The 25,843-nt window shown below is 59.3% G+C and carries 16 protein-coding genes; 4 read left to right on the top strand and 12 right to left on the bottom strand.

The features are described from left to right. Window positions 1–31: 31 nt before the first annotated feature. From ACP15D_RS08535 to ACP15D_RS08525, 3 genes are read left to right on the top strand one after another with little or no spacing between them, the layout of a single operon-like run. Window positions 32–2,761 (top strand): Z1 domain-containing protein, encoded by a 2,730-nt coding sequence (locus ACP15D_RS08535; RefSeq protein WP_424957105.1) that lies wholly within the window; start codon window positions 32–34, stop codon window positions 2,759–2,761. Then, window positions 2,758–3,732 carry a PD-(D/E)XK motif protein gene (locus ACP15D_RS08530; RefSeq protein WP_424957104.1) on the top strand — a complete coding sequence of 325 codons (975 nt, stop codon included), beginning with the start codon at window positions 2,758–2,760 and terminating at the stop codon, window positions 3,730–3,732. The genes ACP15D_RS08535 and ACP15D_RS08530 overlap by 4 nt, the downstream gene beginning before the upstream one ends. After that, on the top strand, window positions 3,732–5,822 hold the full coding sequence (locus tag ACP15D_RS08525; protein WP_424957103.1) for an AIPR family protein: 2,091 nt from the start codon (window positions 3,732–3,734) through the stop codon (window positions 5,820–5,822). The genes ACP15D_RS08530 and ACP15D_RS08525 overlap by 1 nt, the downstream gene beginning before the upstream one ends. A 375-nt stretch (window positions 5,823–6,197) precedes the next feature. Here the strand turns inward: ACP15D_RS08525 and ACP15D_RS08520 are convergent, their stop codons facing one another. From ACP15D_RS08520 to ACP15D_RS08480, 9 genes are all read right to left on the bottom strand, one after another. Next, window positions 6,198–6,803, bottom strand: coding sequence for a terminase small subunit (locus ACP15D_RS08520; protein ID WP_424957102.1), 606 nt, complete (start codon window positions 6,801–6,803; stop codon window positions 6,198–6,200). A 103-nt stretch (window positions 6,804–6,906) separates the two neighbouring features. Beyond that, window positions 6,907–7,455 (bottom strand): recombinase family protein, encoded by a 549-nt coding sequence (locus tag ACP15D_RS08515; protein ID WP_424957100.1) that lies wholly within the window; start codon window positions 7,453–7,455, stop codon window positions 6,907–6,909. A 188-nt stretch (window positions 7,456–7,643) separates the two neighbouring features. After that, complete coding sequence (locus ACP15D_RS08510) at window positions 7,644–7,814, bottom strand: hypothetical protein (protein WP_424957099.1); 171 nt, start codon at window positions 7,812–7,814, stop codon at window positions 7,644–7,646. Between the two features lie 309 nt (window positions 7,815–8,123). Next, on the bottom strand, window positions 8,124–9,434 hold the full coding sequence (locus ACP15D_RS08505; protein WP_424959196.1) for an HlyD family type I secretion periplasmic adaptor subunit: 1,311 nt from the start codon (window positions 9,432–9,434) through the stop codon (window positions 8,124–8,126). Between the two features lie 2 nt (window positions 9,435–9,436). Then, window positions 9,437–11,182, bottom strand: coding sequence for a type I secretion system permease/ATPase (locus ACP15D_RS08500; protein WP_424957098.1), 1,746 nt, complete (start codon window positions 11,180–11,182; stop codon window positions 9,437–9,439). 74 nt (window positions 11,183–11,256) lie between these two features. Then, a complete protein-coding gene (locus ACP15D_RS08495; RefSeq protein ID WP_424957097.1) occupies window positions 11,257–15,000 on the bottom strand; it encodes a calcium-binding protein in 3,744 nt (1,247 codons plus the stop codon). 2,795 nt (window positions 15,001–17,795) lie between these two features. Beyond that, the gene (locus ACP15D_RS08490; protein ID WP_424959195.1) at window positions 17,796–18,218 is read right to left on the bottom strand and encodes a transposase; all 423 of its coding nucleotides are present in this window, start codon (window positions 18,216–18,218) and stop codon (window positions 17,796–17,798) included. Then, a complete protein-coding gene (locus ACP15D_RS08485) occupies window positions 18,218–18,673 on the bottom strand; it encodes an IS110 family transposase (RefSeq protein ID WP_424957096.1) in 456 nt (151 codons plus the stop codon). The genes ACP15D_RS08490 and ACP15D_RS08485 overlap by 1 nt, the downstream gene beginning before the upstream one ends. Before the next feature lie 430 nt (window positions 18,674–19,103). Beyond that, on the bottom strand, window positions 19,104–20,252 hold the full coding sequence (locus ACP15D_RS08480) for a hypothetical protein (RefSeq protein WP_424957095.1): 1,149 nt from the start codon (window positions 20,250–20,252) through the stop codon (window positions 19,104–19,106). Window positions 20,253–20,447: 195 nt separating this feature from the next. Between ACP15D_RS08480 and ACP15D_RS08475 the strand changes: the two genes are divergently transcribed. Then, window positions 20,448–20,648: a hypothetical protein gene (locus tag ACP15D_RS08475; RefSeq protein ID WP_424957094.1), complete on the top strand. Its 201-nt coding sequence runs from the start codon at window positions 20,448–20,450 to the stop codon at window positions 20,646–20,648. Window positions 20,649–20,913: 265 nt separating this feature from the next. On the opposite strand, the gene ACP15D_RS08470 is transcribed toward ACP15D_RS08475, so the two are convergent. From ACP15D_RS08470 to ACP15D_RS08460, 3 genes are all read right to left on the bottom strand, one after another. Beyond that, window positions 20,914–21,291 carry a DUF2493 domain-containing protein gene (locus ACP15D_RS08470; protein ID WP_424957093.1) on the bottom strand — a complete coding sequence of 126 codons (378 nt, stop codon included), beginning with the start codon at window positions 21,289–21,291 and terminating at the stop codon, window positions 20,914–20,916. 2,382 nt (window positions 21,292–23,673) lie between these two features. Further along, window positions 23,674–23,847, bottom strand: a complete 174-nt coding sequence (locus tag ACP15D_RS08465; RefSeq protein WP_424957092.1) for a hypothetical protein — start codon at window positions 23,845–23,847, stop codon at window positions 23,674–23,676. A gap of 142 nt (window positions 23,848–23,989) precedes the next feature. Then, window positions 23,990–25,801 (bottom strand): amidohydrolase, encoded by a 1,812-nt coding sequence (locus tag ACP15D_RS08460; protein ID WP_424957091.1) that lies wholly within the window; start codon window positions 25,799–25,801, stop codon window positions 23,990–23,992. Window positions 25,802–25,843 lie beyond the last annotated feature (42 nt).

The following is a 25,843-nucleotide window of genomic DNA, read 5'->3' as shown; positions in this document are numbered from 1 at the left end:
CGATCTTTCACTAACTGCAAGGCGCAGTCTGATGTCGCGGAAGGAAGCCGGTGAAGAGATCACCCAGCCCATCATTGAGCAGGCCCTTCAGCTGCTGGCTCCCGCCTACGCGGCTTTGAGCCAGAAGCAGGTCGGCCCCGAAGACATCGCAGCCGCGACACGGCTGCTGCTCACCATGTTTGTCACCGAGCAAGGTCCCGCGCTTGTCCTGCAGGACAAGGAAGGCTCGCGGCCAGCTCCATGGTATGTCGGCGATCGTCGCCAGCCCGGGCCCTTCATGCAGCGCTACCTGGAAAAGCTGGAAGACGGCGGATGGCCGACTGAATCGGTTCAACAGCTGCAGGACAGCACCGCGAGAATTCTCGAACTGATGGATGACCCGCAACGCCCAGGCAGCTGGGACTGGCGCGGTCTCGTCGTCGGTGACGTCCAATCCGGCAAGACGGCGAGCTACGCAGGCGTCGTAAATCGTGCCGCCGATGCAGGCTACCGCATCATCATCATTCTCGCGGGCATGCATAAGATACTGCGCCTTCAGACCCAGAAGCGCTTCGATCAGGACGTCCTCGGCTACGACACCAATCCCAGGAACCGTCTACCCAATCAGCCGCGGCTGGAGATCGGGGTTGGCACCTTCAATGGCAGCCTGAGCGCAGACAGCCTCACCATGGCGGATCTGAATGGAGACTTCACGCTGCGCCTTGCCGAGCAGACGAATTTCTCACCCGATAGCAAGCCGTGCCTGTTCATCGTCAAGAAGAATGCGACAGTTCTTAAGAATCTGAACAGCTGGGTCGCACGCCTGCCAGCCCAATCAAAGGCGGCCCCCGTCCTCATCATCGACGACGAGTCGGATCAGGCTTCCGTCGATACCGGCGACCAGCCGCTGCTGGAAGACGGGACGTTCGACGAAGACTACGACCCGAAGAAGGTCAATGGCGAAATCCGCAGGCTTCTCTTGAAATTCGACCGGCGCGTCTATGTCGGGTACACGGCAACGCCGTTCGCCAACATCTTCATCCATGATGAGCGCGGTGCGAAAGACTACGGCCCGGATCTTTTCCCCGCGACCTTCATCGCCTCCCTGACGCCGCCTGACGACTATTTCGGTCCGGCCGCGGTGTTCGGAACCAATGACGGCGACAATCCCGGCCTTCCGCTGGTCCGGCCCCTCGACCAGGTTGGCGAACGGTGGATTCCCGAGAAGCACGACAAGTCACTCAAACCGCGCTTCAACGGCCGGGATGTCATCCCACCGAGCCTTGAACGGGCAATCGACGCTTTCCTCCTGACCTGTGCAGCGCGCGTTGCGCGTGGCCAGGGGCGCGAACACAATTCGATGCTCGTGCATGTCTCGCGCTTCGTGGATGTCCACACCGAAGTGCATCGTCAGGTCGAACGATACCTGAATGAAACGCGCGCCATGATCTCGAATGGCGACGCGGAAACGCTGCAGCGCCTGAAGGATGTGTGGGAAAACGACTATGTTCCCACTACAAGGGATGTCGCGAAGACGATCTATGGTCGCAACACGCTTCCCGTGACCTGGGATCAGGTCCGTGCCCAGCTGGCTGACAGCTCCGACAAGATCCAGCTCATCACCGCCAATGGAAAGACAAAGGCGGATATCGATTACGATACGTACAAGGAAACCGGTTATTCGGTCATTGCGGTCGGCGGCGACAAGCTGTCCCGTGGACTTACGCTGGAGGGACTGTCAGTCAGCTATTTCCTGCGCATTTCGCGGCAATATGACAGCCTACTGCAGATGGGTCGCTGGTTCGGCTATCGGCGCGGTTTTGCCGATCTTTGTCGGCTATATACGACCAGCGACATGGAAGACTGGTTCCGCTACGTCGCAACTGCGCAGAGCGAACTGCGCGCCCAGTTCTTCGAGATGGCGATGCAGAACGCGACGCCCAAGCAGTTCGGGCTGAAGGTTGCCGTTCACGACATTCTGGAAGTCACTGCGCTCAACAAGCAGCGGCATGCCGAAGTACATCAGAGCAGCTATGCCGGTGAGGGCAAGATCCAGACAGTCATGTTCCGCGACCGTCCCACGATTGATCGCAATGCGGATGTGACTGATGACTTCATCCTCGGCCTGGGTGACGGACAGGACAATCCGGTGCGACCAGGTTCGGGGGGCAAGAAGGCTCAAGGAACTCTGTGGAAAGGGGTCAAGGGTCAGGATATCGCCGGATATCTACGGACGCTGGCCTTCCCGTCCGAAAGCCAGCAGATCAATGGCGACAAGCTGGCCACGTACATCACCGACCAGCTAGCGATGCCGACGCCCGAGCTGACCGACTGGACCGTATTCCTCGCGACGGGATCGAAAAAGCAAGTCACGATTGCTGGCCGGAAATACGGCTGCGTGGAACGCAATCCCAGGCAGCCGAGGAATGGCAAGCCACTGCCGGAAGACCGGTTCATCATCGGCACGACACTGAGCCCGCTCGACCAAGCAATCGATCTGAGCGAGACCGAGTTCGCGCAGGCGCTTGCGCGCACGAACGCGGAGAGAAGGTCACGAAGCAAACGTGATACGGACGTGCCATCCGGTGAATATATTCGCAAGGTGAGAGGGGCGCGGCCACAGAACGGCCTGCTGGTCATCTATCCGATCGACCCTGATCTGGCCGAGGTCGACCCCACGGACCGTCCTGTCATCAGCGTGGTTGTCAGCTTCCCCGACAGCGATGAAGCCGACAAGCGGGTGTTCCTGATCAACAGCGTCAAGCAGCGTGAGCTCGCATGACGCGCTGGCTCGATGCCCTCACGGTTGCCTGGGATGAACTTGCGCGCACCCCACCGATCGCGCGCCAGTACAGGTCCAGGGTCATCTCGGCGGAGACACCGCTTGAGATCCGTGCGGGCATACGGGCGATGGATGACGCACCATGCCTGATGCTCTACACTGCGCTGCCACCCGACGCGCTTTTTGAGCTTGGCGGCATGCGTCTGAATTCGGTTCCCGATGACTCGGGTCCGTTGCTTGTCCTTTCACTCGAAGACGCCGCCAGACGTGACCTCTTCACGACCATCTGCGCCGATGTGGTCGCGGCAGCGTCCCAGCCGGATCAGAACGCAGCCCTCACTCAGTTTCTCGCGCGTCTTGATGCGTGGCGCCAGTTTCTGCGCGACAGGCGGGACGGGCTGTCCCGAGCGGAGACGGTCGGTCTTATCGGAGAACTGCTGATCCTGGAGCGGCTGATCGAGGCGGATGCAGACTGCCTTGCATCGTGGCAGGCACCCCTCGATGGTCTTCATGACTTCCAGCGCGACGGGCACGACCTGGAAGTGAAGACCGGGCTGGGTCCTGCCTCCACGATCACGATCTCAAGGCTCGATCAGCTGGACACTTCAGGCGTGCGTCGGCTGGATCTTCTCCATGTCAGGCTCATTGAAAGTCCGGCTGGCCGATCGCTGCGCGACATTATCGCCGACCTGAGCGCGGCATTGCCGGATGAAGCGCGCCGCAGCAGTTTCGAAAATCTGCTTCTGCGCCGTGGGCTGCTGCCAGGAGACGACGTGGCTCGAAACGCACCGCGCGTACAGATCAGGACGATCGACGGGTACGTGGTTGCAGACGGGTTCCCGCGGCTTGTCCGCAGCGGACTGCCAATCGCGATCACAGACGCAACCTATACGCTCGAAGTTCGTGGCATCTCCACTTTCGCGGAGGATGCGACCGCCACCCTTGACGCGTTTCATCAAGGAGCTCGGTAATGACTGAAGACGCGACCGACGAGTTCCACCAGGAGATCGTCGCCGAGGTTGAGGAGAGCCTTTCATCCGATGCGCCGTTCTCCCAGGAAGTATTCACCCGCTTGATCCTGGAGCGTCTTGAGGAGGCCGGACATCTCGATGCGACCTTCCCTCTCTATCAGGAAGGACGCGTCCGGAACGCTGCGTACCGCATTGATGGGTACGCCTACGATGAAGAACGCGCCCGTCTGGATCTCTTCACGACCATCTACTTAGGCGACCTTCCGGCCAGCAAGCTTCCAGCAGCCGATGTCACCAAGGCTCTGGAGCGTGCCTTGCGCTTCGCCAGTGCTTGTGTTGATGGACTCGCCGCGCAGCTGGAGCCGGCCAATACCGATGCAAGCGATCTTGCGCGGCTCATCGAGAATGAGGCTGACAACCTGTCTGCGATCCGTATTATCCTGCTGACCGACGGTGTGGTTGGCAGTTTCACCCCGCCGGCCGAATGGCGTGGGAAGCCGCTGGAGTTTGAAGCCTACGATATCGTCCGGCTGTTCCGGGTGCTTGGCCAGGGTGAAACACGTGCCGACATCACAGTCGACCTCGTTTCGATGTCCGGCCGGCCACTCCCGTGTTTGCACGTGCCAACCCAGAACGGCGAATATGACGCCTATCTGGCGGTGCTTCCCGGCGATGTTCTCTCGCAGGTCTACGACCGCTATGGCGTACGCCTGCTTGAGCTCAACGTTCGCGCGTTTCTGGGGCTTCAAGGTCGCAAGAGCGTCAATGCCGAGCTCAGACGCACGATCGCCGACCAGCCTACGATGTTCCTTGCGTTCAACAACGGCATCGTCGCAACCGTGGACGATCTCGACGTCGTTGCGAACGATGCCGGCGGACTGGAAATCCGCTCGCTGAAAGGCCTGCAGATTGTCAACGGCGGGCAGACCACGGCGTCCCTCCATCGCGCGAGGCGCAAGGACGGTCTGAAACTCGACCAGGTTTCAGTTCCTGTGAAGATCATCAAGGTCGGAGGCGCCGACCTTAGCGAAATGGTCTCCTCGATCTCCCGCGCGGCGAATCGGCAGAACACAGTCCAGCTTGCGGACTTCTCCGCAAACGATCCGTTCCATCAGCAGATCGAAACTCTAGCGAATACGACGTGGCTCGAGGACGGCAAGGGGCGCTGGTTCTATGAACGCGCGCGGGGGTCCTACGTCGCGGCAGAACAGAAGGCCGCGCTTCGCAAGACGGATCAGAAATCGTTCCGTCAGCAGACGCCCAAGCAACGTCGCCTCAGCAAGCTCGACGTCGCGCGCTATCTCGGTGCCTGGTCCGGGCTGCCAGACAAGGTCTGCCTCGGGGGCCAGAAGAATTTTCAGAACTTCATGCAACGTCTCAAGGATGAGCCGCCGCCACCCCCTGACCAATCCTGGTTCAAGCGTCTCGTTGCCATTGCCGTGCTGTACCGGGCCGCCGAGAAGAAGATCCGCAGCATGAAATTCCCTGCCTATGGCGCACAGATAACGGCCTACGTCGTTGCGGGTCTTTCGCATCGCAGTGGCGGGCGTCTCGACTTTGACCGCATATGGTCGAAGCAGTCCGTGAGCCTTGAACTGGAACAGTTGATCGGTGATTGGGCGCCGAAGTTTGATGCTCTCATGCGCGCCTCCGCAGGCAACAAGAACCCAAGTGAATGGTTCAAGAAGGCGGACTGCTGGAAGGATCTTCAAACGCAGCTCCCGCAGTTCACTGAACCCCTACCCCCGGAGCTGTCGTTCCAGGCATTGACTGCCAAGGCCGGTGACGCGGTCATGCTGCCCAACCGCGGCGCGCATTCCGTCGCAGATTATGATCGGATTGCCCGCTGCATGGAAATCCCCAGCTCCGTGTGGATGGAAGTTGCTGAACGTGGCCAGAAGACCGGCCTCATCCATTGGACCGTCGCTGGAATTTGCAGGACTCTCGCGGGCTACGCGGCAGGGGGATGGGAACGCAAGCCGTCCCCCAAGCAGGCGAAACCCGCGCTCGAAGCCGTGCTAGCCGCGCAGCGCGCGGGGCTGGTCAATGCTGGACTGAGCATAGCAGAAGATGTCTCCGATCAGACCTGATCGTCTGGAGAAAACTCTTCACTGAGCCATCTTCGGACCATGTCCACGCTTCCTCGACCATTCCGACGCAGCAGCTCAACGACGTCCCGCGCAGCAACGGTCAGGACGGGCTGTCGGTCCTCCTTGATCTCCTAATGGGCCTGAGGCCGCAATATCTAAAACCTCTCATGGCGAACGACGCGAGGAGGTAAGTCGCAAAGATAGCCGATGTCCGCTTTCGGGGGCGGTGCAGCCGCACGGTTAGTACTGCTGCGAACTTTACACAGGAGTTTTTAGATGTCAGGAATCTCGGCGAAACAGCCGTCGCAATGGGTTGTCAGCCGCCGAAGCGCCTAGCGACGTTAGGGTCATCGGCCATCTCAATCCGTTCTCGATCTAGTGGATTTCCGGCTTGGACTTGGGCGCATACCGCCGGCGCATCTCCTCAAGGCGCTCGTGCGATGGGGCCTTGGGCTGCAAAGCCGCATCCGCTGCGCCTGGGTCCTTCTCCTTGTCGAACATACCAAGGTGCTTGCCGATGCTGACCAGAGCGCTCTCCTTGGAGTGGAGCTTGATTCGGGTGCGGGTCACGATCCGGGCATCCTCGCCCTTGCCTTCTGTGTAGGTCTCGCTCGTGAACTCCTGAATGGCGGCCCATTTGCGATCGGGCGCCTGCGCCACGTCGACCTGCACCTGCCCACCATGCGAAATCGAGACGTAGTCTCTCATGTTCGAGAAGCCGAGCTTTGCGAGCTCTGCTACGACATCGGCGATCGTGACGCCCGTCTTCTCGACGACGATGGATGCAACCTTGGACCGTAGGTAGGCTAGACGCGCGCGGATGTTGTCATTTGTTGCCAAACGGGCGGCACTGTGTCGGCTTGGGGTATACCCTGCGGAGGCATACGCGGCGTCTTGAGTCTCCCCCCTGAGCAGGGCCTGAACGAAGGCCTCATGGCGGGTGTTGCGCAAGGGGTGGGTGGGGTCTGGCTTGGTACGCATGACTACACCTTTGTGTGGGGTGGATCGGACCCGCCGGAGCGCCTAACGGCAGCGAACGGGCGATTGATTTGAGGGGGGACTCCCCCATGGATGAATGATAGGGCTACCGGAGGCGCGAGATCGTCGCGTGGTGGGTCCCGTAGGACTTGCCGATGGCCCTAGCGCTTTCGCCAGCTTCGAGGCGTCGCAGTGCCTCTGCCTGCTGGTACGGGGTAAGTTTGGGCTTGCGTCCGAATTTTGCGCCGCGGGCCTTTGCTGCAGCCAGGCCGTCCTTGGAGCGTTTGACGATACGCTGACGTTCGTCTTCCGCCATGGCACTAATGAGGGCAATGAGGCCCCGACCCAAAGGCGTCGTGAGGTCGAGGTGCGGCTTGTCCAAAACTTGTACGACCGAGCCACGGGCGTGAATGCGCTCAATGATCGCAATCCCGTCCAACATCGATCGCGTCGCCCGGTCCCATTCGGCGACCACCAAGCAATCGCCAGTGCCGAGTGCATCGATCGCCTTCTCGAGCTGAGGGCGGCCCTTCGTTGCCTTGCCGCTCGCCTTCTCTCGAAAGATCACTACGCAGCCGGCCGCTCTCAACGCGGCGATCTGCCGGTCCAGGTTCTGCGAGGCTGTGGATACTCGCGCGTAGCCGATTCTCTGCATGTCAGTTTCGCACCAAGTTTCTATCCAGGCTCAGAGCTTGTTTTTGCTGGCTTCGAGCGAGTGGATCGAAAACCCTAGGTCTCGCACCACTTTCAACAACAAGCTCTTGCGTTCCGCGACTATGGTGATACCAGGATACCATGACAAAGTCAAATCGTGGTACCAATAAACAACGAGGACGCCCTGTCTCAACGGGTGTCGGCACCCAGGTGGGTGCGCGCTGGCACGACGAGGAGCTGTCCGGGATCGACGATTGGCGCCGCGCTCAAGAGGATCTTCCGACCAGAGCAGAAGCCATCAGGCGGCTCGTCAGGATCGCGCTCGACGCCGCTGGCAAGAGAGGTCGATGACTGCCTCACCGGGCAGTTAGGCTCATGAGCAACTGCTCAAATGATCACCTGCGCCATGCGCAAGGCGTAGTTGCTTAACAGAGCAAGTGAGCACGGTGCACCAGCCCATCTGCAACCTGCAAAAGGCGGCCCAGTACTCTCGGGCTAGTCCGCATTTGTGAAGGGTTTCGGAGGACGGCCCTCTGGGACGCGGCCAGGTGCACGTGGGCCGTCGTCGGAAAGCCTTCACAATAGCTGACGTGCAATCCTACAGCGCCAAACGCTGCGATCTCTCATTTGGCATCGGGATGGTCAACAAGGGAGACATCAAAAAGGGGGTCAATCTTCCTTAAAAGCGCGCGCTATCTGATCTGATAGCGGCTTTAAAAAATACGACATCGCCGTTCGCTCCGGCGTTCGAATGTGGACTTCGACCGGCATACCGGGAACTAGCTTCAGTCCATTGAGCCGCGCGAGCTCCGCATCGGACAGCCTGACACGCGTCGTATAGTAGGACAAGCCTGACGCTGAATCCTTTGTCAGATCGGCAGAAATCCGGCTCACGTGGCCGAAAAGCTCAGGTGTCGTGCGCTGATTGAATGCGGACAAGCGAACCGTCGCTTCTTGTCCGACTGCCGCGTGGTCAATGTCTTGCGGTGCGATGTTCGCCTCGATCTCCAACGTGTCTCCTATCGGCACGATCAGCATCACCACCTCTGAAGGGCCGACTACACCGCCCACCGTATGCACTGCCAGCTCATGAACTATGCCCGTTTGCGGAGCGCGGATATCGATGCGTTTGAGCTGGTCCTCGGCGGAGACTTTGCGCTCCACCAGTTCGCCAATTTTGGCCTCGATCTCCCGGAGCTCCTTCAGCACCTCGGAGCGCAGATCCTGGTCGAGTTGAATGATCTGCAATTTCGTCTCGGCTATCTTTCCCCTCGCCTGCGCGGAGGAGGCGACGATCTGGCCTCTCTCTCCTTCCAGTCGCGCTTCTTCTCTTTGCAACGCGACTAAGCGGGTCAGCGGGACAAGATTGCGCGCGTAGAGCGAAGATACTCCTTCGAGCTCCTTGCGGATGAGACGGATCTGATCTTCCTTAGAACCCCTTTGCGCTTGGAGCCCTTCGATTTCCTCCAGCAGTTGGTTGACGCGTTCTGTCAATTGCGATTTCTGTCCTCTCCGCGCGACGCTTCTGGCATCAAAGAGACGACGCTCGCCAAGAAGAATCTTTTGAACGTCTTCTTCCCGCTCCCTGGCCTTCAGCGGCTCAGGAAAAACTACAGTGGTATTGCCGTCACGCTCGGCTTCAAGTCGGGCACGCCGACCCTCCAGTTCGTCAATGCTTTTGGTGACCATGGCGAGGTTTGAGCGCGTCACGGTGTCGTCAAGGCGGGCAAGGACATCACCGGCGCGCACCTGATCGCCGTTGCGAACGTTCAACTCGGATACGACGCCCCCCGTGGGGTGCTGAACCTTTTTAAGGTTGGTGTCTACGACGACAGAGCCTGGCGCTATGACCGCGCCGGCAAGTTCAGCGGTGGTGGCCCAGCCGCCAAATCCCACAACGAGGAGAACGCATACCAAAAATCCTAAGATCACGTGTCGTCTCATCGAAGGAAGCGCGGAATTTTCTGACGTCTCGACCATCTTCACGCGTTCGTCCCTGCATGGCATGGCTTGGAGGACATCGCTTGTAGAGCCGGGCCTGAACCTCCTTTCCCCGGCGCAACTGTCTTGCGCAAGATTTCGGCCTTTGGTCCAAATGCCTGCAAGGTACCGCCAGCCATCACTCCGACTAGATTTACGTTCGCTAATGCACTGGGCCTATGGGCGACAACGATGACAATGCCTCGCCGCAGGCGGACGCTCTCGATGGCCGCCGTCAATGCAGCTTCACCATCCGCATCGAGGTTAGAATTTGGCTCATCGAGCACGACAAGAAAAGGTGATCCGAACAGCGCGCGGGCGAGACCAATTCGCTGCCGCTGACCAGCTGATAGCATCGATCCACCTTCTCCTACCCTCGTATCGTAGCCTTGGGGGAGCTTGAGAATCATCTCGTGCACAGCGGCATCCTTTGCTGCCGCCACAATGCTGTTTGGATCGGCGCTTTCTTCGAAACGAGCGATATTCTCGGCAATGCTACCCTCGAAGAGAGACACATCCTGCGGTAGATACCCAATGTGCCGCCCTAATTCCATCGGGCACCAGTTATCGATGCTGGCGCCATCGAGCCGGATTTTCCCACGCGCCACGTGCCAAGCACCAACGATCCCCCGGACAAGCGTCGACTTGCCCGCGGCGCTATGGCCCACGAGGCCCATTGCGTCACCTGCTTTCAACGCGAACGATACGTTCTGCGCCGCCGCCGCAGTCGAGCCAGGTGGAGTGACACTGACAGCTTCAAGGGCAAGGCTTTTGCAAGGAGCTGGCAGCGGCATCGGAGGTACGACTGCTGGCACGCACGAAAGCAGTTTTGCCAAACGGTGCTTTGCGCCCCGGGCGGCGACGAAAGACTTCCACTGCGCGATCGCGGTGTCCACCGGCGCAAGCGCCCGCGAAGATATGATAGAGCTGGCTATAATTGCGCCACCAGAAACCTCCCCCAAAATAGTCAGCCACGCTCCCAACGCCAGCATGGCTGACTGAAGGATCATCCGGAAGACTTTGGCCGCAGCCCCAAGCGAACTGGATACGTCGCTGGCATTCTGGTGGGCTGAAAGGTGGGTTGCATTGACGCTCTGCCATTGTGACGCGATGCGGTGGGCGAAGCCCATCGCTCGCAAGACCTCAGCGTTACGTCTGCCGGATTCCGCGAGCGCATGGCGCTTCAGGGCAAAAGTCTGCGCTTTCGCTGCCGGTCTTCGTGACAGGAACTCGGTCGACGCGGCCATAACAATCAGTACAAGTGCTCCAGCGCTCGCTAGCCAGCCAAGCCACGGATGCAAGATGAACACGAACGCTAAGTAGATCGGCATCCACGGGATATCCATCAGAGCAACCGGGCCCTGCCCGCTTAAAAAAGCGCGCACTGTGTCTAGATCGCGGACCGGCTGCGCTTGAGCGTCAATTCCGTTGAATCGGAGTGGTAGCTCAAGGCTGGCCGCATAGATCCTATCGGCGAGAAGCTGGTCGAGACGAGATCCCAGTCGTACAAGCAGACGGGCGCGCGCGATGTCCAAGATGCCTTGTATGAAATAGAACGCGATGGCTATTGCCGCCAACGCCACCAGTGTGGGAATGCTGCGGCTCGTTAGTACGCGGTCATAGACCTGCAGCATAAAAATCGAGCCGGTCAAGGCGAGAACGTTGACGACCCCGGAAAATACCCCAATGGCCGCGAGCCACCGGCGCAACGCTACTATGGCCGAAGAGAATTCACACGTGATCGACATCTATTCAATCTGCGACGCGCTGCACCGGGAGCTAGGGAGAGAGAGATGGAACTTCCATCTCTCTCCCGTAGACGTTACGCGGCGAACCTGAAGTCGTCGGAATGCAACTGCGCGTTCGTGACACCTTCGATCGCAAGCTCGGAGCCATCTGAGAACGTGATGAAGGTGTTGCCACCCCACTCCGACATCAAACCTTGCAGTTCGGCGAAGTCGGCGATGTTGAAGCCGCCAATTTCGATAACGTCATCGGTATTTGCACCAGCGGTGAAGTCACCGATGAAATCCGATCCATACCCGGGACGGAAAACAATCGTATCGTCGCCGGCGCCAGTCAAAATGAAATCGTCGCCGGCGCCACCGTCCAGCTTATCGTCTCCGTCGTCGCCGAAGAGCGCGTCGGCACCGTCGCCACCATGGATCTGATCGTCGCCGTCGCTACCGTGCAACTCGTCGTCTCCGTCCTCGCCATAGAGGAGGTCATTACCGTCTCCAGCAACGACATAGTCGTCGCCAGCTCTGCCGTGCAGCTCGTCATTGCCTTCATCGCCAAAGAGTTCGTCATTACCCTCGCCTCCGTCGAGGAAATCAGCTCCTTCGCCCCCGTGCAGCAGATCGTTTCCTGCACTCCCCAGAAGGAGATCATCGCCGAGGAGCCCAAGGAGCGTATCTGCACCCGCCCCTCCGCTGACGATGTTTGCCTCGTCCGTGGCGATGAGCGTGTCGTCGTGGTCGGAGCCGATCAGATTTTCAATGCTGGCAAAGGTGTCGCCCACCGCATCGCCAGTGTTCCAGGTGTCGTCCATCATATGGACATATACCCCTGTACTTGCGGTCGCGTACGACGCGGTATCGCTCCCAGCACCTCCGTTCATGGCATCGGCGCCCGCCCCTCCAATCAATACATCGTCGCCATCTCCACCCGACAAGGTGTCGTCGCCGGCACCGCCGTCGATATAATCATTGAACGCCGTTCCCGCGATTACGTCGGCCGATGCGGTTCCAGTGGCAACTGCGCGCGCGAGCAGTGTCGTACGATTCCAAACGGTTGCGTCGGAGAAATGGATTTCCTCGACGCCTCGCTGGATATAGGCGGCGACCTGATCCTTCAGCAGGATCGAACCGCCGTCGCCGGCTCCCGGTAGAGTCTCGCGCACAACGATCATCACATCGTTGCCAATAGTAACGACGCTAATATCCTCTGGGTCGATGTCGGCGAATACCACCTTGTCGAGGGCCCCCCCGACGTCGATCTCGGTGATCGTGTCGTTGCCATCGCCGCGGCTGTAGAGGTAGGTGTCGTTCTGCCTGCCGCCGTTGATGACGTCGTCACCGGCACCGCCTTCGATGGTGTCCGCGTTGTCGAACCCGACGATGGTGTCATTGCCGGACGTCTGCTGTAGCGCGATGACCTTGGCCCGCAGATCGTCGGCTGACCATACCGTCGCATCGGCGAAGACGATCTGCTCCACGCCGCGTTGGATGTACTCATCGAGCTGCTGCTTCAGCAGGATCGAACCGCCATCACCGGCACCAGGTGCACTCTCGGCGATCACCAGAGTCACGTCGATGCCGCTGAACGTCAGCGTCACATCCTCTGGGTCGACTCCTACCAACAGCAATCTGTCGAGGGAGCCTCCGACGTCGATCTCGGTGATCGTGTCGTTGCCATCGCCGCGGCTGTAGAGGTAGGTGTCGTTCTGCCTGCCGCCGTTGATGACGTCATCACCGGCACCGCCTTCGATGGTGTCCGCGTTGTCGAACCCGACGATGGTGTCATTGCCGGACGTCTGCTGTAGCGCGATGACCTTGGCCCGCAGATCGTCGGCTGACCATACCGTCGCATCGGCGAAGACGATCTGCTCCACGCCGCGTTGGATGTACTCATCGAGCTGCTGCTTCAGCAGGATCGAACCGCCATCACCGGCACCAGGTGCACTCTCGGCGATCACCAGAGTCACGTCGATGCCGCTGAACGTCAGCGTCACATCCTCTGGGTCGATGTCGGCGAATACCACCTTGTCGAGGGCCCCCCCGACGTCGATCTCGGTGATCGTGTCGTTGCCATCGCCGCGGCTGTAGAGGTAGGTGTCGTTCTGCCTGCCGCCGTTGATGACGTCGTCACCGGCACCGCCTTCGATGGTGTCCGCGTTGTCGAACCCGACGATGGTGTCATTGCCGGACGTCTGCTGTAGCGCGATGACCTTGGCCCGCAGATCGTCGGCTGACCATACCGTCGCATCGGCGAAGACGATCTGCTCCACGCCGCGTTGGATGTACTCATCGAGCTGCTGCTTCAGCAGGATCGAACCGCCATCACCGGCACCAGGTGCACTCTCGGCGATCACCAGAGTCACGTCGATGCCGCTGAACGTCAGCGTCACATCCTCTGGGTCGACTCCTACCAACAGCAATCTGTCGAGGGAGCCTCCGACGTCGATCTCGGTGATCGTGTCGTTGCCATCGCCGCGGCTGTAGAGGTAGGTGTCGTTCTGCCTGCCGCCGTTGATGACGTCATCACCGGCACCGCCTTCGATGGTGTCCGCGTTGTCGAACCCGACGATGGTGTCATTGCCGGACGTCTGCTGTAGCGCGATGACCTTGGCCCGCAGATCGTCGGCTGACCATACCGTCGCATCGGCGAAGACGATCTGCTCCACGCCGCGTTGGATGTACTCATCGAGCTGCTGCTTCAGCAGGATCGAACCGCCATCACCGGCACCAGGTGCACTCTCGGCGATCACCAGAGTCACGTCGATGCCGCTGAACGTCAGCGTCACATCCTCTGGGTCGACTCCTACCAACAGCAATCTGTCGAGGGAGCCTCCGACGTCGATCTCGGTGATCGTGTCGTTGCCATCGCCGCGGCTGTAGAGGTAGGTGTCGTTCTGCCTGCCGCCGTTGATGACGTCATCACCGGCACCGCCTTCGATGGTGTCCGCGTTGTCGAACCCGACGATGGTGTCATTGCCGGACGTCTGCTGTAGCGCGATGACCTTGGCCCGCAGATCGTCGGCTGACCATACCGTCGCATCGGCGAAGACGATCTGCTCCACGCCGCGTTGGATGTACTCATCGAGCTGCTGCTTCAGCAGGATCGAACCGCCATCACCGGCACCAGGTGCACTCTCGGCGATCACCAGAGTCACGTCGATGCCGCTGAACGTCAGCGTCACATCCTCTGGGTCGACTCCTACCAACAGCAATCTGTCGAGGGAGCCTCCGACGTCGATCTCGGTGATCGTGTCGTTGCCATCGCCGCGGCTGTAGAGGTAGGTGTCGTTCTGCCTGCCGCCGTTGATGACGTCATCACCGGCACCGCCTTCGATGGTGTCCGCGTTGTCGAACCCGACGATGGTGTCATTGCCGGACGTCTGCTGTAGCGCGATGACCTTGGCCCGCAGATCGTCGGCTGACCATACCGTCGCATCGGCGAAGACGATCTGCTCCACGCCGCGTTGGATGTACTCATCGAGCTGCTGCTTCAGCAGGATCGAACCGCCATCACCGGCACCAGGTGCACTCTCGGCGATCACCAGAGTCACGTCGATGCCGCTGAACGTCAGCGTCACATCCTCTGGGTCGACTCCTACCAACAGCAATCTGTCGAGGGAGCCTCCGACGTCGATCTCGGTGATCGTGTCGTTGCCATCGCCGCGACAGTAGATGAACGTGTCGTTGCCTTGTCCTCCCAAAAGGTCGTCATCACCCTTTTGACCGTTGAGAATGTCCGGAGATTGAGTCCCGATTAGCGTCTCGTTCGAGTCAGTGCCCTCGGAAACCGCGCGGTGATCTATCACCAGCCCTAGATACTCTATCAAAGCGGCGTCGCCTTCGCCTTGAGCAACCAATCTGTCGAAGACAAAGGCCTTAAATCTTTCGGAATCCCCGCCGAAATACTCATGCGTCAGGCCGCGCAACGCGGTAATGGAAATGTCAAAATACGCGAGTTTCTCACCAGACTCTGCGGGCGCTTTATGTGCAAGCCAATCTATCGTTCGCCCCACGTCACCGGCGATGCTATCGTCAAATGCCTGATACGTGAGGTGCCCCAACTGAAAAATTGGATGACTACTGTCTAAGCTCTCTCCTAGGTTGATTACCAGTGCATACCCAGACTGGACCAAGTACCGCGTCAGAAGGACATCCGAAATCGTTGAGAAAGAACGTTCGAGTTCAGCGGCATATCGCGTGCCGATCAAACTCCCCCCATTGACATCCTCCAGCTCGGCTCCGAAGAAGGCTTCGAGAAATGCGACCTTTCTACCGTCAATGTTAGGCCCGCGCTCAGATTGCGAAACGCCCCCCACGTCCGCCCAACGAAAAAGCAGGTCGATAAAGTTGTTATATATCGTGGAACCAGAAAGGTCGGGCAAACTTCTAACAAATGTGTCGCCAGCCTCCAGAAGCGTTGAATCCAAGCTCATTGAGTAAACAAGATTTGGCAACGTGCCATATCCATGCAGGGTGGGAAGAAGAAGAGCTTCTTCATCGGGTTCAAAATTGGCGGGCGGGATCCACTCCGATGTCGTGTGATCTACCGCAAAGAGGACAGCATTTACCTCCGCCGAGCCACCCCCAGCCGTCTCTGCCGAACCTGAAAATATAACTCGGTTTCCCTCGACCACGGAATTTACGGCTGACGCAGAAATATTTACTGAAGCGATTCCGTATGTGGAAAGCGCGAACAATTCGCCGATGTCTGATTCACCGTCTTGGTCCAAGTCGCGCCAGAGCTTCAGCGTTGAAAAGTTTGTGTCGCCGCTATCCACGCGCCCATCATGGTTACTATCGAAGGCAGCAAGCGCTGCAAATCCATCCAGCGCGGGATTGCCGAATAGCTCGCTCACGCCGTTCACGACGCCATCGTTATTGTCATCATGCACAATGAAGGCATCGTCAGCTGAAACCCACCCAGTTTTTTCCTGAAAATTGTTGCCGTCAAAGTCAAAATGCGCGGTGGACGCGCTCAACGAGATGAGCTCCACGCCGTCTTGGTCCAGATCAACCACCAGTGGGTCGAACGGCGGAAACGGAATCGACGGTGGCCACCATGATGGCTCATCTGCGGGTGGAAGCTCATGCCGATCCGGTGGATCCAATTCTCGGCCGGATCCTGGCGACATATTTTCCCCGGCACCGTCTTGTGTCGGTTCTGGCAACCCATTCCGGCGCAGTGCTTCGTCAGCCGTACTATTGCTGTTGTCGCCAAGTGGATCGTATTGATGCCCCTCTTGTTCTATGTCGTCCATAGTGCGGGTGATATCGTCCCAAATATCGCTTAGGTCATCTCCTTCGATTATCGTTTCTCTCGGATCATCGAACTCGGGATCCCAGTCCCGAGACGTGGGGTCGTAATCGCCGTAATCTGTGCGAATGTCGCCCCAGTCGATAGCCGGGGAATTTGGATCGACCATGTAGGGCGGAGAAGGAATTGGACCAGTGGGCCCCCCGCGAGCATATTGCGGTGTGCCGACGTTCGGAGTGTAGACTAGATACTTGTGATAAATTCCCGGAACGATTTGAGAGTAGCGCACTTCGATGGTTGCCATCACGGTCTCCCTATGGTGTGTGCAGGAATACTCGGCCCTGCACTTTAGAGATGAGCGAATTATCGTCCGTTGTGATAACGATTCTTAGTTCGCGAACCCCAATAGATAACGGCTTTATTGCTTTGTGTGTAAGGACGAAAGTGTTTGCCGATCCTTGGTTTGTGTGGAGCTTAAAGCCTGCCTTTTGCGTTGGGGTTATGTAATTAGCTAACTTTGTGCCGGGCTTGAAAACGGCCTCCGCCTGCTTGTCTATATTTGCCTCTGGCCAATTTCTCTTGTTGTCAGACACTGCAAGCAGCTCTCGAATCTGTTCATCGAACACAGAGTCATTGGATTTGAGGTCAGTGCTAGCTATGCACACAACGGCTCCAGCGGAACATGCGGCCAGAAGAAACTTGGGCATCATTTGCCTTCTCCTATTGTGGTTCATTTGAGAAAGCGGCCACACAAATAGCCGCCAGTGTATAGATGTTCAATTCAAGTGCCGTTTCTCCGTATTTCGGCGGATGTTCAGCAAACGCCCGGTAAAAGCGAATAAAAGTATTCATGAGTGGCTCGCGGCTGATAAGACATCGGCATTGCATTGCGCGGGTGGGCTGCGCTGGCAACGGCCAGCGTATAGCGTCAGTACTCCCGGCTCCAGGCCTGACCGGGGTCGTCTGCCGCTGCTGAAGTATGAGCTCTCCGATGCCGATGCCGTGAAGTTCAAGGATATCGATCGATGTACCCGTCGCCAGCCACACGCGCACCGGGCTGTTCGCGCTGTGCACGCCGGGGTCGGGATCATCACTCCTCCAGGAGAGCGATCACGCGCTTCAACGCAGCACCATCGACGCTACCGCCCAGCTCTGTAAGACAAGCCAGAAATTCCTTACCAACGGGGTGCCGTTCTCTAGTCGCGCCTCCCTTGTCAAGGTTGGGTGTTGTGCTTCGAGGTCCCGGTTCTCTCCGCGTCGGCATGGCCGCCGCAACATCTGGTTCGAAGAGCAAGGCGCTCAAGGTCCATAGCGGGTTGAGCCGTCACGCCCATCCATCGGCACGCCACTCGCGCCGCAGGGCTCCTTTCACCCCGCGGTGATGTCAGGCAAGAGGATCGTCGTCACGCCGGCATGGCTGACGCGGACTACCGGAAGGGCTCTCCAGATTTCCTGATGCTGTGAAGGATAACGGTTCGCTTGCGTGCGAGTGCGACGCGCGCCTTGGCGAAGCCCGATCGCCTTGCAATGCGAGAGCCCAATCCTTGAGCACCGAGGCGCGCGCTTGACCCGCGTCAGGATAACGACAGCCGCCTCGTACATCAGAGTGCGGGCGAGGTGGTCGCCGCAGCGGGAGATCCTGCCGCTGCGATCGGTCTCGCCAGATTGATACTGTCTCCGTGTTAGTCCCAGGAGCGCGCCGACCGATCGTGATCGGGAAAACCGCATGGGCTCCTCAACGGTGTTAATGCACGCGAGCACAGATAGCGCTCCAATGCCGGGTACGCTCATCAGCAGACGAGAGGTTGCGCTCTGCTTGACGATGGCGCCGATAGCTTCGTCGAATACGGCGATCTGCTCTCGCAAGCGCCGCCAGGCGTCAGCATGGGTCGGACGATAGGGGCGAGGTCCAGTTTGTCGGCAAGCAGAACGTCGACGCGTCGACCGAAAGGGAAACCGCGCACGGCGCCCGGCTGAAGACCGAACGTCTTCAGCACACCCCGGATGTGGTTCGACAATCGCGTCGTCATGCCCACGAGCTGCGATTGGGCGCCAAGTATGGCGCGGGCGCGGCGAGCCTCGAAGGACTTGACGTCTACCGACCGATACCAACCCGTGCGCATGATCTGCGCTAGGCCCTCGGCGTCGTTCTGATCGTTCTTGTTCAGCTGCATCTTGAGCGCCGCCCGGGCATGCCGTGCATCGAGACAAACTACGTCAAGATGACGGCCGCGAAGCTCATGCACCAGCCATGGCGTCGTAGGCCCGTCTCGAGGTCAATGCGAGCTTCGACGCCAGCGTGTCGACGCACACTGGCCTCGATATCACTTGGCACCGACCGACACTGCCGGCGCCGAAGCCTCTGGCCAACTTCATTGACGAGGCAGATCGCCGTCATCTTCTGTGACACGTCCAAGCCACATAGCAGGTCATCGAGCAGCCTCCGATGTGCGAACAGCCGAGCAACAGCGCTCGGACCGCGGCACTATGGCTGGATCGCGCCGCCGCGATTACCCGATGTCCACACATGGGGACTGATCATCTTGGTGCGGCGCAGTGGCGAGTTGCCCGTTCCCGGCAGCTCCTGGCCCGTTTCGGACCTGAGACGAGATTTTGAACACCGAGCTGGGCCATCGGCTCCCATTCGTCGGAGCCGATGGCGAGTTACCTAGTCGGCTAAGCCATGGTCAGTCGCTTCGACTTGCCGACCATTTGACGCTTCGGAATGAGGCCCTCGGCCTCCCAGCTCTTGGATAGTTCGGAGTAGCGCGACTCGGAATAGCCGTAATGGTCTGCGGCCTCCCGCTGGCTATTGAACGCTCGCCCCGTCGCATTCCGAACCATTAGGTCAGTTCGGATCTCATCCAGGGTGAAGCTACGCTTCGGACGCTTCGATCGATCGGCAGGCTTCGGAGGTGGCTGCAACCCTGGCGCCACTGGTTCGCCACCCTTCGGAAGGTTTGGGACCCTGGCTTCGACGCCCGGACCTCCACGATCGATGGGCTCTGTCCCTTCGGGCCCATCTGCCAACACTTCGGACGCTTCGGGGGTGGCGAAGATCACTGGACCGAAGGTCGCCACGAAGACCACGGCAAAGCCCATGATCCAGCCCCAGGCTTCTGAGATACCAGCTTCCGAAGCGTTTGCCTGCTTAGGCGCCTTAAGGCCATCCGCCTCGGCCTTGAGCGTCCGAACCGTTGCCTCGAGTTCAGATTTGCGCTGAGCACCGGCCAGTTGGGAGCGAAGTTGAAGCAACGGTCCGCAGGCCTTCCTAAACTGCGCCAGGTCCTTTTGGAAGCTCGTGCAGTCGTTCGTGAAGTCTAGGATCTTCGGCGGAACTCTGGCCGCGTCTACGTCGGCTTTGATCTCGGCAACCGTTCGAACTCCCGCCTCGACCAAGGCCTTCAGCTCTGTATTAGCGGCCTCGTAGGCCGACTGAGCCCGGTCGTACTTGCTGCGTGTATTGTCTTCGTCGGTCGTCTTTGCTCGTTGCGCTTCCAGGATGGTGGAAGCCATCGCGGTGATCGAGACCGCCAACAAGAGGCTGGCGATGAGCCCAGCGACGATGCGATGCCGGACCATGCCCGGTAGAAGTGCCACCCATGCTGCCCGAGCCTGAGATAGCGAGACGGCCACCGCGGCCATCACTAGGACGGCACCGGCGACGCTGACGTCGTAACTCCAGAGCCTGATCGTAAATGCTTCCAGGTGGGTGCCGAGACCGTAAGCGCGCAGTGCATTGGACGTTGCCTCGGCCGTGACCGCGATAGCGATCGGCGCCCAGGCGACTGGCGGAATTCGCCAGTTCGTGGTAGATGCAGCCATGTGAGAATTCCTTCTTAGCGGATGGGTTTTCACGAATGGGCCCGGGGGTGTTTGCGCACCTCTGGGCTTTTGCTTGTGAGAACAGCGGCATGCTGTGCTCCGCTCACAACGTATACGAATGTATGCGAAATTCAATAAACCCTCCGCGCGTCAATCGCAATTGATCCGACTGCGTTCGTATGCGAAACGGTTGGGATGAGCGATCAGCGCAAAGTCGGACGCAAGCCGATACACGGCAAGGCGATGCAACTCACGATACCGCTGCGCCTACCCGCGGACTTGGTCGATAGGATCGATGCCATCGTCGACAGCCGCGCCGAGCAGCCGTCCCGCAATCTCGTAATCCGCGAATTGATAGTGCGGGGGCTCGTTGAAGCGGAGAAGAAGCGTCGGTGATAGCGCCTTGTGGTCCTCGGTCCGAATTTGGGTGATTTAGGGAGGGGCGTCTTACCCCTACAACCAGGCCTGTACGTACATCGACTTCAAAGCTAAGCCGTCTATCCGGCCAGTCGACAGGTACGAATCTAGCGGTTAGCAATCCGGATCGGTCCGCGGGCGTCAACTGCATAGCACCATCATGGCGGAGAGGCCGCCAGTCAGTTGGTTACCCGCCGCCCTGCGCCGTGTATGCATCCCACGCTTCATGTGACGCGCACGCCCCTCACGCTTCGATGAACGTCACCTCGATGCCCGCATCCCGCGCTCGGCGCACCATGTCTGCGGTTCCGCGGCCCCCGGGGAATGCAACCACCAAGTCTGGTTTCCCCTCGTCGAGCATTCGCTGGTTTCGGATTGGCCCGGCCTTGCGGCCCAGCCCCTCCCAATCGGCCATGAACACATCGGCGGGAATACCCCGAGAGACCGCCCATTCAGCAGCAAGCGTATCGGCGCCGCAGGCTCCTCCGGCGATCACACGCGCAAACGGAACTTCTACATGCAGGCGATCGAGCGCAGAACGCAGCCACACAACGTCTCTAAAAGCACGGCCACCACACACGAGTACGGTGATCCCCACCACAGCTGTTTTCCTCGTGAACATTGGGTTCGCACGCCGGTGACCCCGAAGCGATCGAAACCCAGGCAGCGCCAGTTCGGGGTAGATGCAGCCATATTGATCCAACTGGTTCGCATGCGAAATGGTTTGGATGGGTGACCCGAAATTTCGGATGCAAGCCGATGCCCGGCAAGGCGATGCAACTTTCGATCCCCCTCCGCCTGTCTGCGGAGTTGGTCGATACGATTGACGCGATCGTCGACGGTCACGCTGAGCAGCATCGCGCAACCGCGTGATCCGCTACTTGATCGCGCATGGGCTCGTTGACGGCGAGAAAAAGCGTCGTTGATCGGCAATGCGACGCGGGCAGGGCGGCTGCGCCTAATGGGTTTACACTCTACCGCGCAACCTCTTGAAATCAGATGGAGCAGCCAAGCGTAAACCCTTGGCTTAAGCTGTTGAAATCGTTGAACAGGAGTACCTCGCCCCTGGGCACCACTTTCCTGAAAGCTCAATGATTTAGGCGCCAGGTTTACAAACCTGTTCCGGTTTTGCCTTGGCGATAGGCTCTGCGATGCTTCCGGCCATTTGACCGCAGATTGCGTCGCTCATTCCCCACTCCCAAAGCAACGTCGCATAGCCCCAACTAGCTAACCTGGCCGACGAACTCGACAATGCCGCAGGGCGTTAGCTCGACTGTGTACCAAAATGTGGAAGCGGGGCTCAAACGGGGCGGCATCTTTATGTGCACGATCCAATTCGATGTATTTGTGATTCCCAAAAAGCCTCCTTTGATACGCGTGACTCGGCAGCAGTCAGGATACTTGTCTAGAAGTTCGCGCAGCGATGAAGCTGATTCTCTGATGTTTCTTCCGTACCGCGCGAGTGCCACGTTGAAGGCCTTCTCGAGAGCCGCTCGATCCGTTGAAAAAGCATTGCGATGTAAACAGAAACTCCAATCAATAACGGCTGCGGTGCCCACACAAACAGAGGCAAGAGATATTATTGCTGCAACGATCCTGCGGCGGCTTGGTAGCTTTGCTGCGGTCATGCGGCAGTTCCTTCGACACGGGCCAGATCGTTGGGTTCTGCGCTGCGCGCCTTGACCCAACTTACCACTGATTGTCAGTCTATTTGATAAAATCGAATTGCGTCCTTGCCGACGGCTACCAGCCCGGTGTCGTCTGGCGAGAAGGAGATTTCTTGGACACGCTGACCGTAAGCTGCGTGCAATAGCGCGCCGCTAGAGTTCCATAACAACCATCCGCTAGTTCCAGAAGATTCTGACCCCAAATAGCTAGCTGCGATAAGGTCACCGTGGGTGCTCATCGCAGAACTTGCTAGCGGATCACTTGAAAGCAATGTGCTCGGTGGCAACATTGTCATTTGCGATCGGCTCAAGGGATAATAGACGTGGATGACTGCCTCAGCGCTCCCCTCAAACTGTTCACTTACTGCGACGGCAACCTTTGTAACCTCCCGGTTCACAGCCACAAGCCGAAGAGGATAATAGACACCACGCCTTAGCTTCACACTGGGAAAGCATTGGACCCTACTGCTTAGGACGGTGCATTCGATGCCAAACTGGCGAGGTGACGAGGCGGTTTGGCGCTTAAGCTCGAAACTTCTAAGCACGATCACACCGGAATTGCTGTTCCTAATGTAGATATCGGGGGATGAAACCGAGTCCGGATTCGGATCCACGTGCGTTTCACGCGTGATCGCAAGCCCCGGAAGCGAATAAGTGATTACATTTAATGCCCGAACGAGCTCGTCGTTTGGTAGCGGGACTTTTGCTATCGCGCACGCGACCGCGATGTTCGCGTCATCCGTCCAAACAGCGCCCCCTGATCGATTGGCATAAAAGATGCAGTCTCTAGGCGCCGCCACCCTCGCGATTTCTTGGCCCGTTTGCGTTGAATATATTCTCAGATTGCGCGAGTCATAGGCTGCCAACTTAGAAGCATCCGGACTTATGAGTACTTGCGCCACGGGGGGCCGGATTTTGAAACGGTGGGACAGTCGTTGATTTACGACGTCGATCAGAGCAACCGTTCCATTCCATCCAAGCAGTGCTAGTTTGGCTCCATTGCTACTCCAGCTGGGCGAAAGATAATAATCGTCTGCTGCTATTTGAAAAGTCAGCTGAACCGATGCTTGTACAGGCGTCGTCGCACTTGCATTCAGTGTGCTCGCTACAAAAAGAGCAAAAACGCGAGCCTTGGCCAAAATAAGTTTACAGTTCAATGCTGCGTCCCCCGGACAGGTCTCATTGCTACGATGAAGCGCACGCCAACACTACGGTGTTCTTCTGCACGTCCAGCTTGACATAGCGAACCTCGTAGGTTTCGAAGGCCATTGCCTGCAGATCGCGAAGCATCGGACTTCAGTCGTGCGGATGCTTGTCTCAGCGAGGCGCTTGGCGGCCTATTGGTGGGCGGCGAATGCACGGGTCGCAAGGGCGAGGGCGACGACGGAGACGCCGAACAGCAGGACGTTGCTCTTGGTATTGCGGTCGCCGTTGCGTGCGTAGTAGCTCAGCATCAGGACGGTGGTCAGCAGGAAGAAGATCGTGCTGAGGGTGCGGGCGTCGACGCTCATGATAGCTCCAGGACGTCAGGCGTGTGCGCGCTGACACTATCACCTCAGACAAGGCAAGTGATCAACCCTGGCCAAGCGCAGTGCGCCGCACGGCGCGGCTGCGGTAATGGCCGGTCCGGTCAGCCGGTTTTCAGCACCTACTTCACCCGAAGATTTTTTCGCCGGCGACCCAGGTCTGAGAGACCTTGATGTCCATGATCGCGTCGGGTGCGACTTTGAACGGGTCCTGCTCGAGCAGAACCAGATCAGCTTCCTTGCCCGCTTCCAAGGTGCCGATGCGATCGCCCTGTCCGATCTGCACGGCCGCCTGCGAGGTGATCGCCTTGATCGCTTCCTGGACGGAGATCGCCTGGTCGGGGCCGACGACGGAGTTGTCGACGATGCAGCGGCGCGTGACGGCGGTCTGCACGAGACGCAGGGGGCCGAGCGGAGAGCACGGGCCATCGGTATGCAGCGTGAAGGGCAGCCCATCGGCGACGCAGGCGCCGGCCGGATCCATGAAGGCGGCGCGCTCGGGGCCGAAGAGCTGATCGCGATAGGCGGCGCCGTAGAAGAACACGTGATTCATCAGGAATGTCGGCTCGACGCCGAGCGCCTTCATGCGCTTCAGCTGATTGGGCCGGGCCATGGTCGAATGCTCGATGCGATTGAGGCCGGTCGGCGGATTGGCGCCGTAGGCCGCTTCGATGGCGTCGAGCGCATAGTCGATGGTGGCGTCGCCGTTGCAGTGGATCTGCACGGGCCAGCCTTCGGCCTTGATGGCTGCGACCATCTCCTTCAGCTTCTCGGGCGGATAGTTCGGCGCGCCCTTCTGGTCGGTGTTGAGATAGGGAATCGTCTGCGCGCCGGTCTCGGTCTGGTTGGAGCCGTCGCCGATGATCTTGATGCCGAACAGCGAGAAGCGCGAGTTCGGGAATAGCGCGGCCTTGGCGCCGCGTCCGTACTGTTTATAGGCATCGGCGCCTTTCATCTCGTCATACTGAAGGCTCGCGCTGAGACGGCCGGTGCCGGAAGCGGTGAGTTTGACGAGGCCGTCGATCCAATCGGGCTGGATGGTGCCGGGCTCGTGCGTGGTGGTGTTGCCGAGCGAGGCGCTCATCTTGAAGTAGTCGGTGAGCGATTTTTCGAAAATCGCCGGGGTGATCTTCGGCAGCGCGTGCGAGACAAACTTCAACATGGCGCTCTCTTCGTAGATGAGGCCGTTGAACTTGCCGTCGGGGCCGCGGCCGAAGTGTCCGCCGCCGGGCAGCACGCCGACGTCGTCGGGGATCTGCGCGATCTTGAACGCGGCGGAGTTGGCCGCGCCGTCGTGCATGTTGATGTACCAGATGAAGATCGGCCGGTCCTTGGAGATGCCGTCGAGTTCGACCATCGACAGGTCGCCGCCCTGAAGCAGGTTGTCGAAGTTGTAGGCGAGCAGCCACTCGCCCGGCTTCAGCTTGGCGTCGAGTGCCTTGAGGCCAGCCATCAGATCGGCGCGCGTCGGATACTTCACGTAACCGACGTCGGCGAGCAGCTCAGCGAACAGCGCGACGAAACAGGTGTGCTGGTGCGGGTCGATGAACCCGGGAAGAAGCGTGCGGCCGTCGAGATCGATGATCTTCGTGGCGCTGGTCTTGAGGCCGGCGATATCCGCCTCAGAGCCTAACGCGAGAATCTTGCTGCCGCGGACGGCCAATGCCTCGACGCGCTGCGGTCCGGTGGATGCCACCGGTATGATCGTCCCACCACGGAAGATGAAGTCGGCGCCGGCTTGTGCTTGCGCGCGTGCGTCGCGGGGATGGATGGCGAGACCCGTCGCGCTGGCGGCGGCTCCAGCGAGCGCCATGAAGTTACGGCGCGAGGCCGAGGCTTGCAGCAGACTGGCGCCTGCGGCGCCGTTCGGGTGCGCTTCAGGCCAACCGGTGTAAAGGCTTTTGTGGGTGAAGAGGGTGCCTACGCAGAAACGGCACATGGGCTTTTCTCGCCTGCAGTTGTTCTTCTTGCACCCGACACT

Source organism: Hyphomicrobium sp. 1Nfss2.1, assembly GCF_965243865.1.
Lineage (GTDB): Bacteria > Pseudomonadota > Alphaproteobacteria > Rhizobiales > Hyphomicrobiaceae > Hyphomicrobium_A.
Note: the sequence above shows the minus strand (reverse complement) of the source record. Positions and strands in the feature narration are given on the sequence as shown.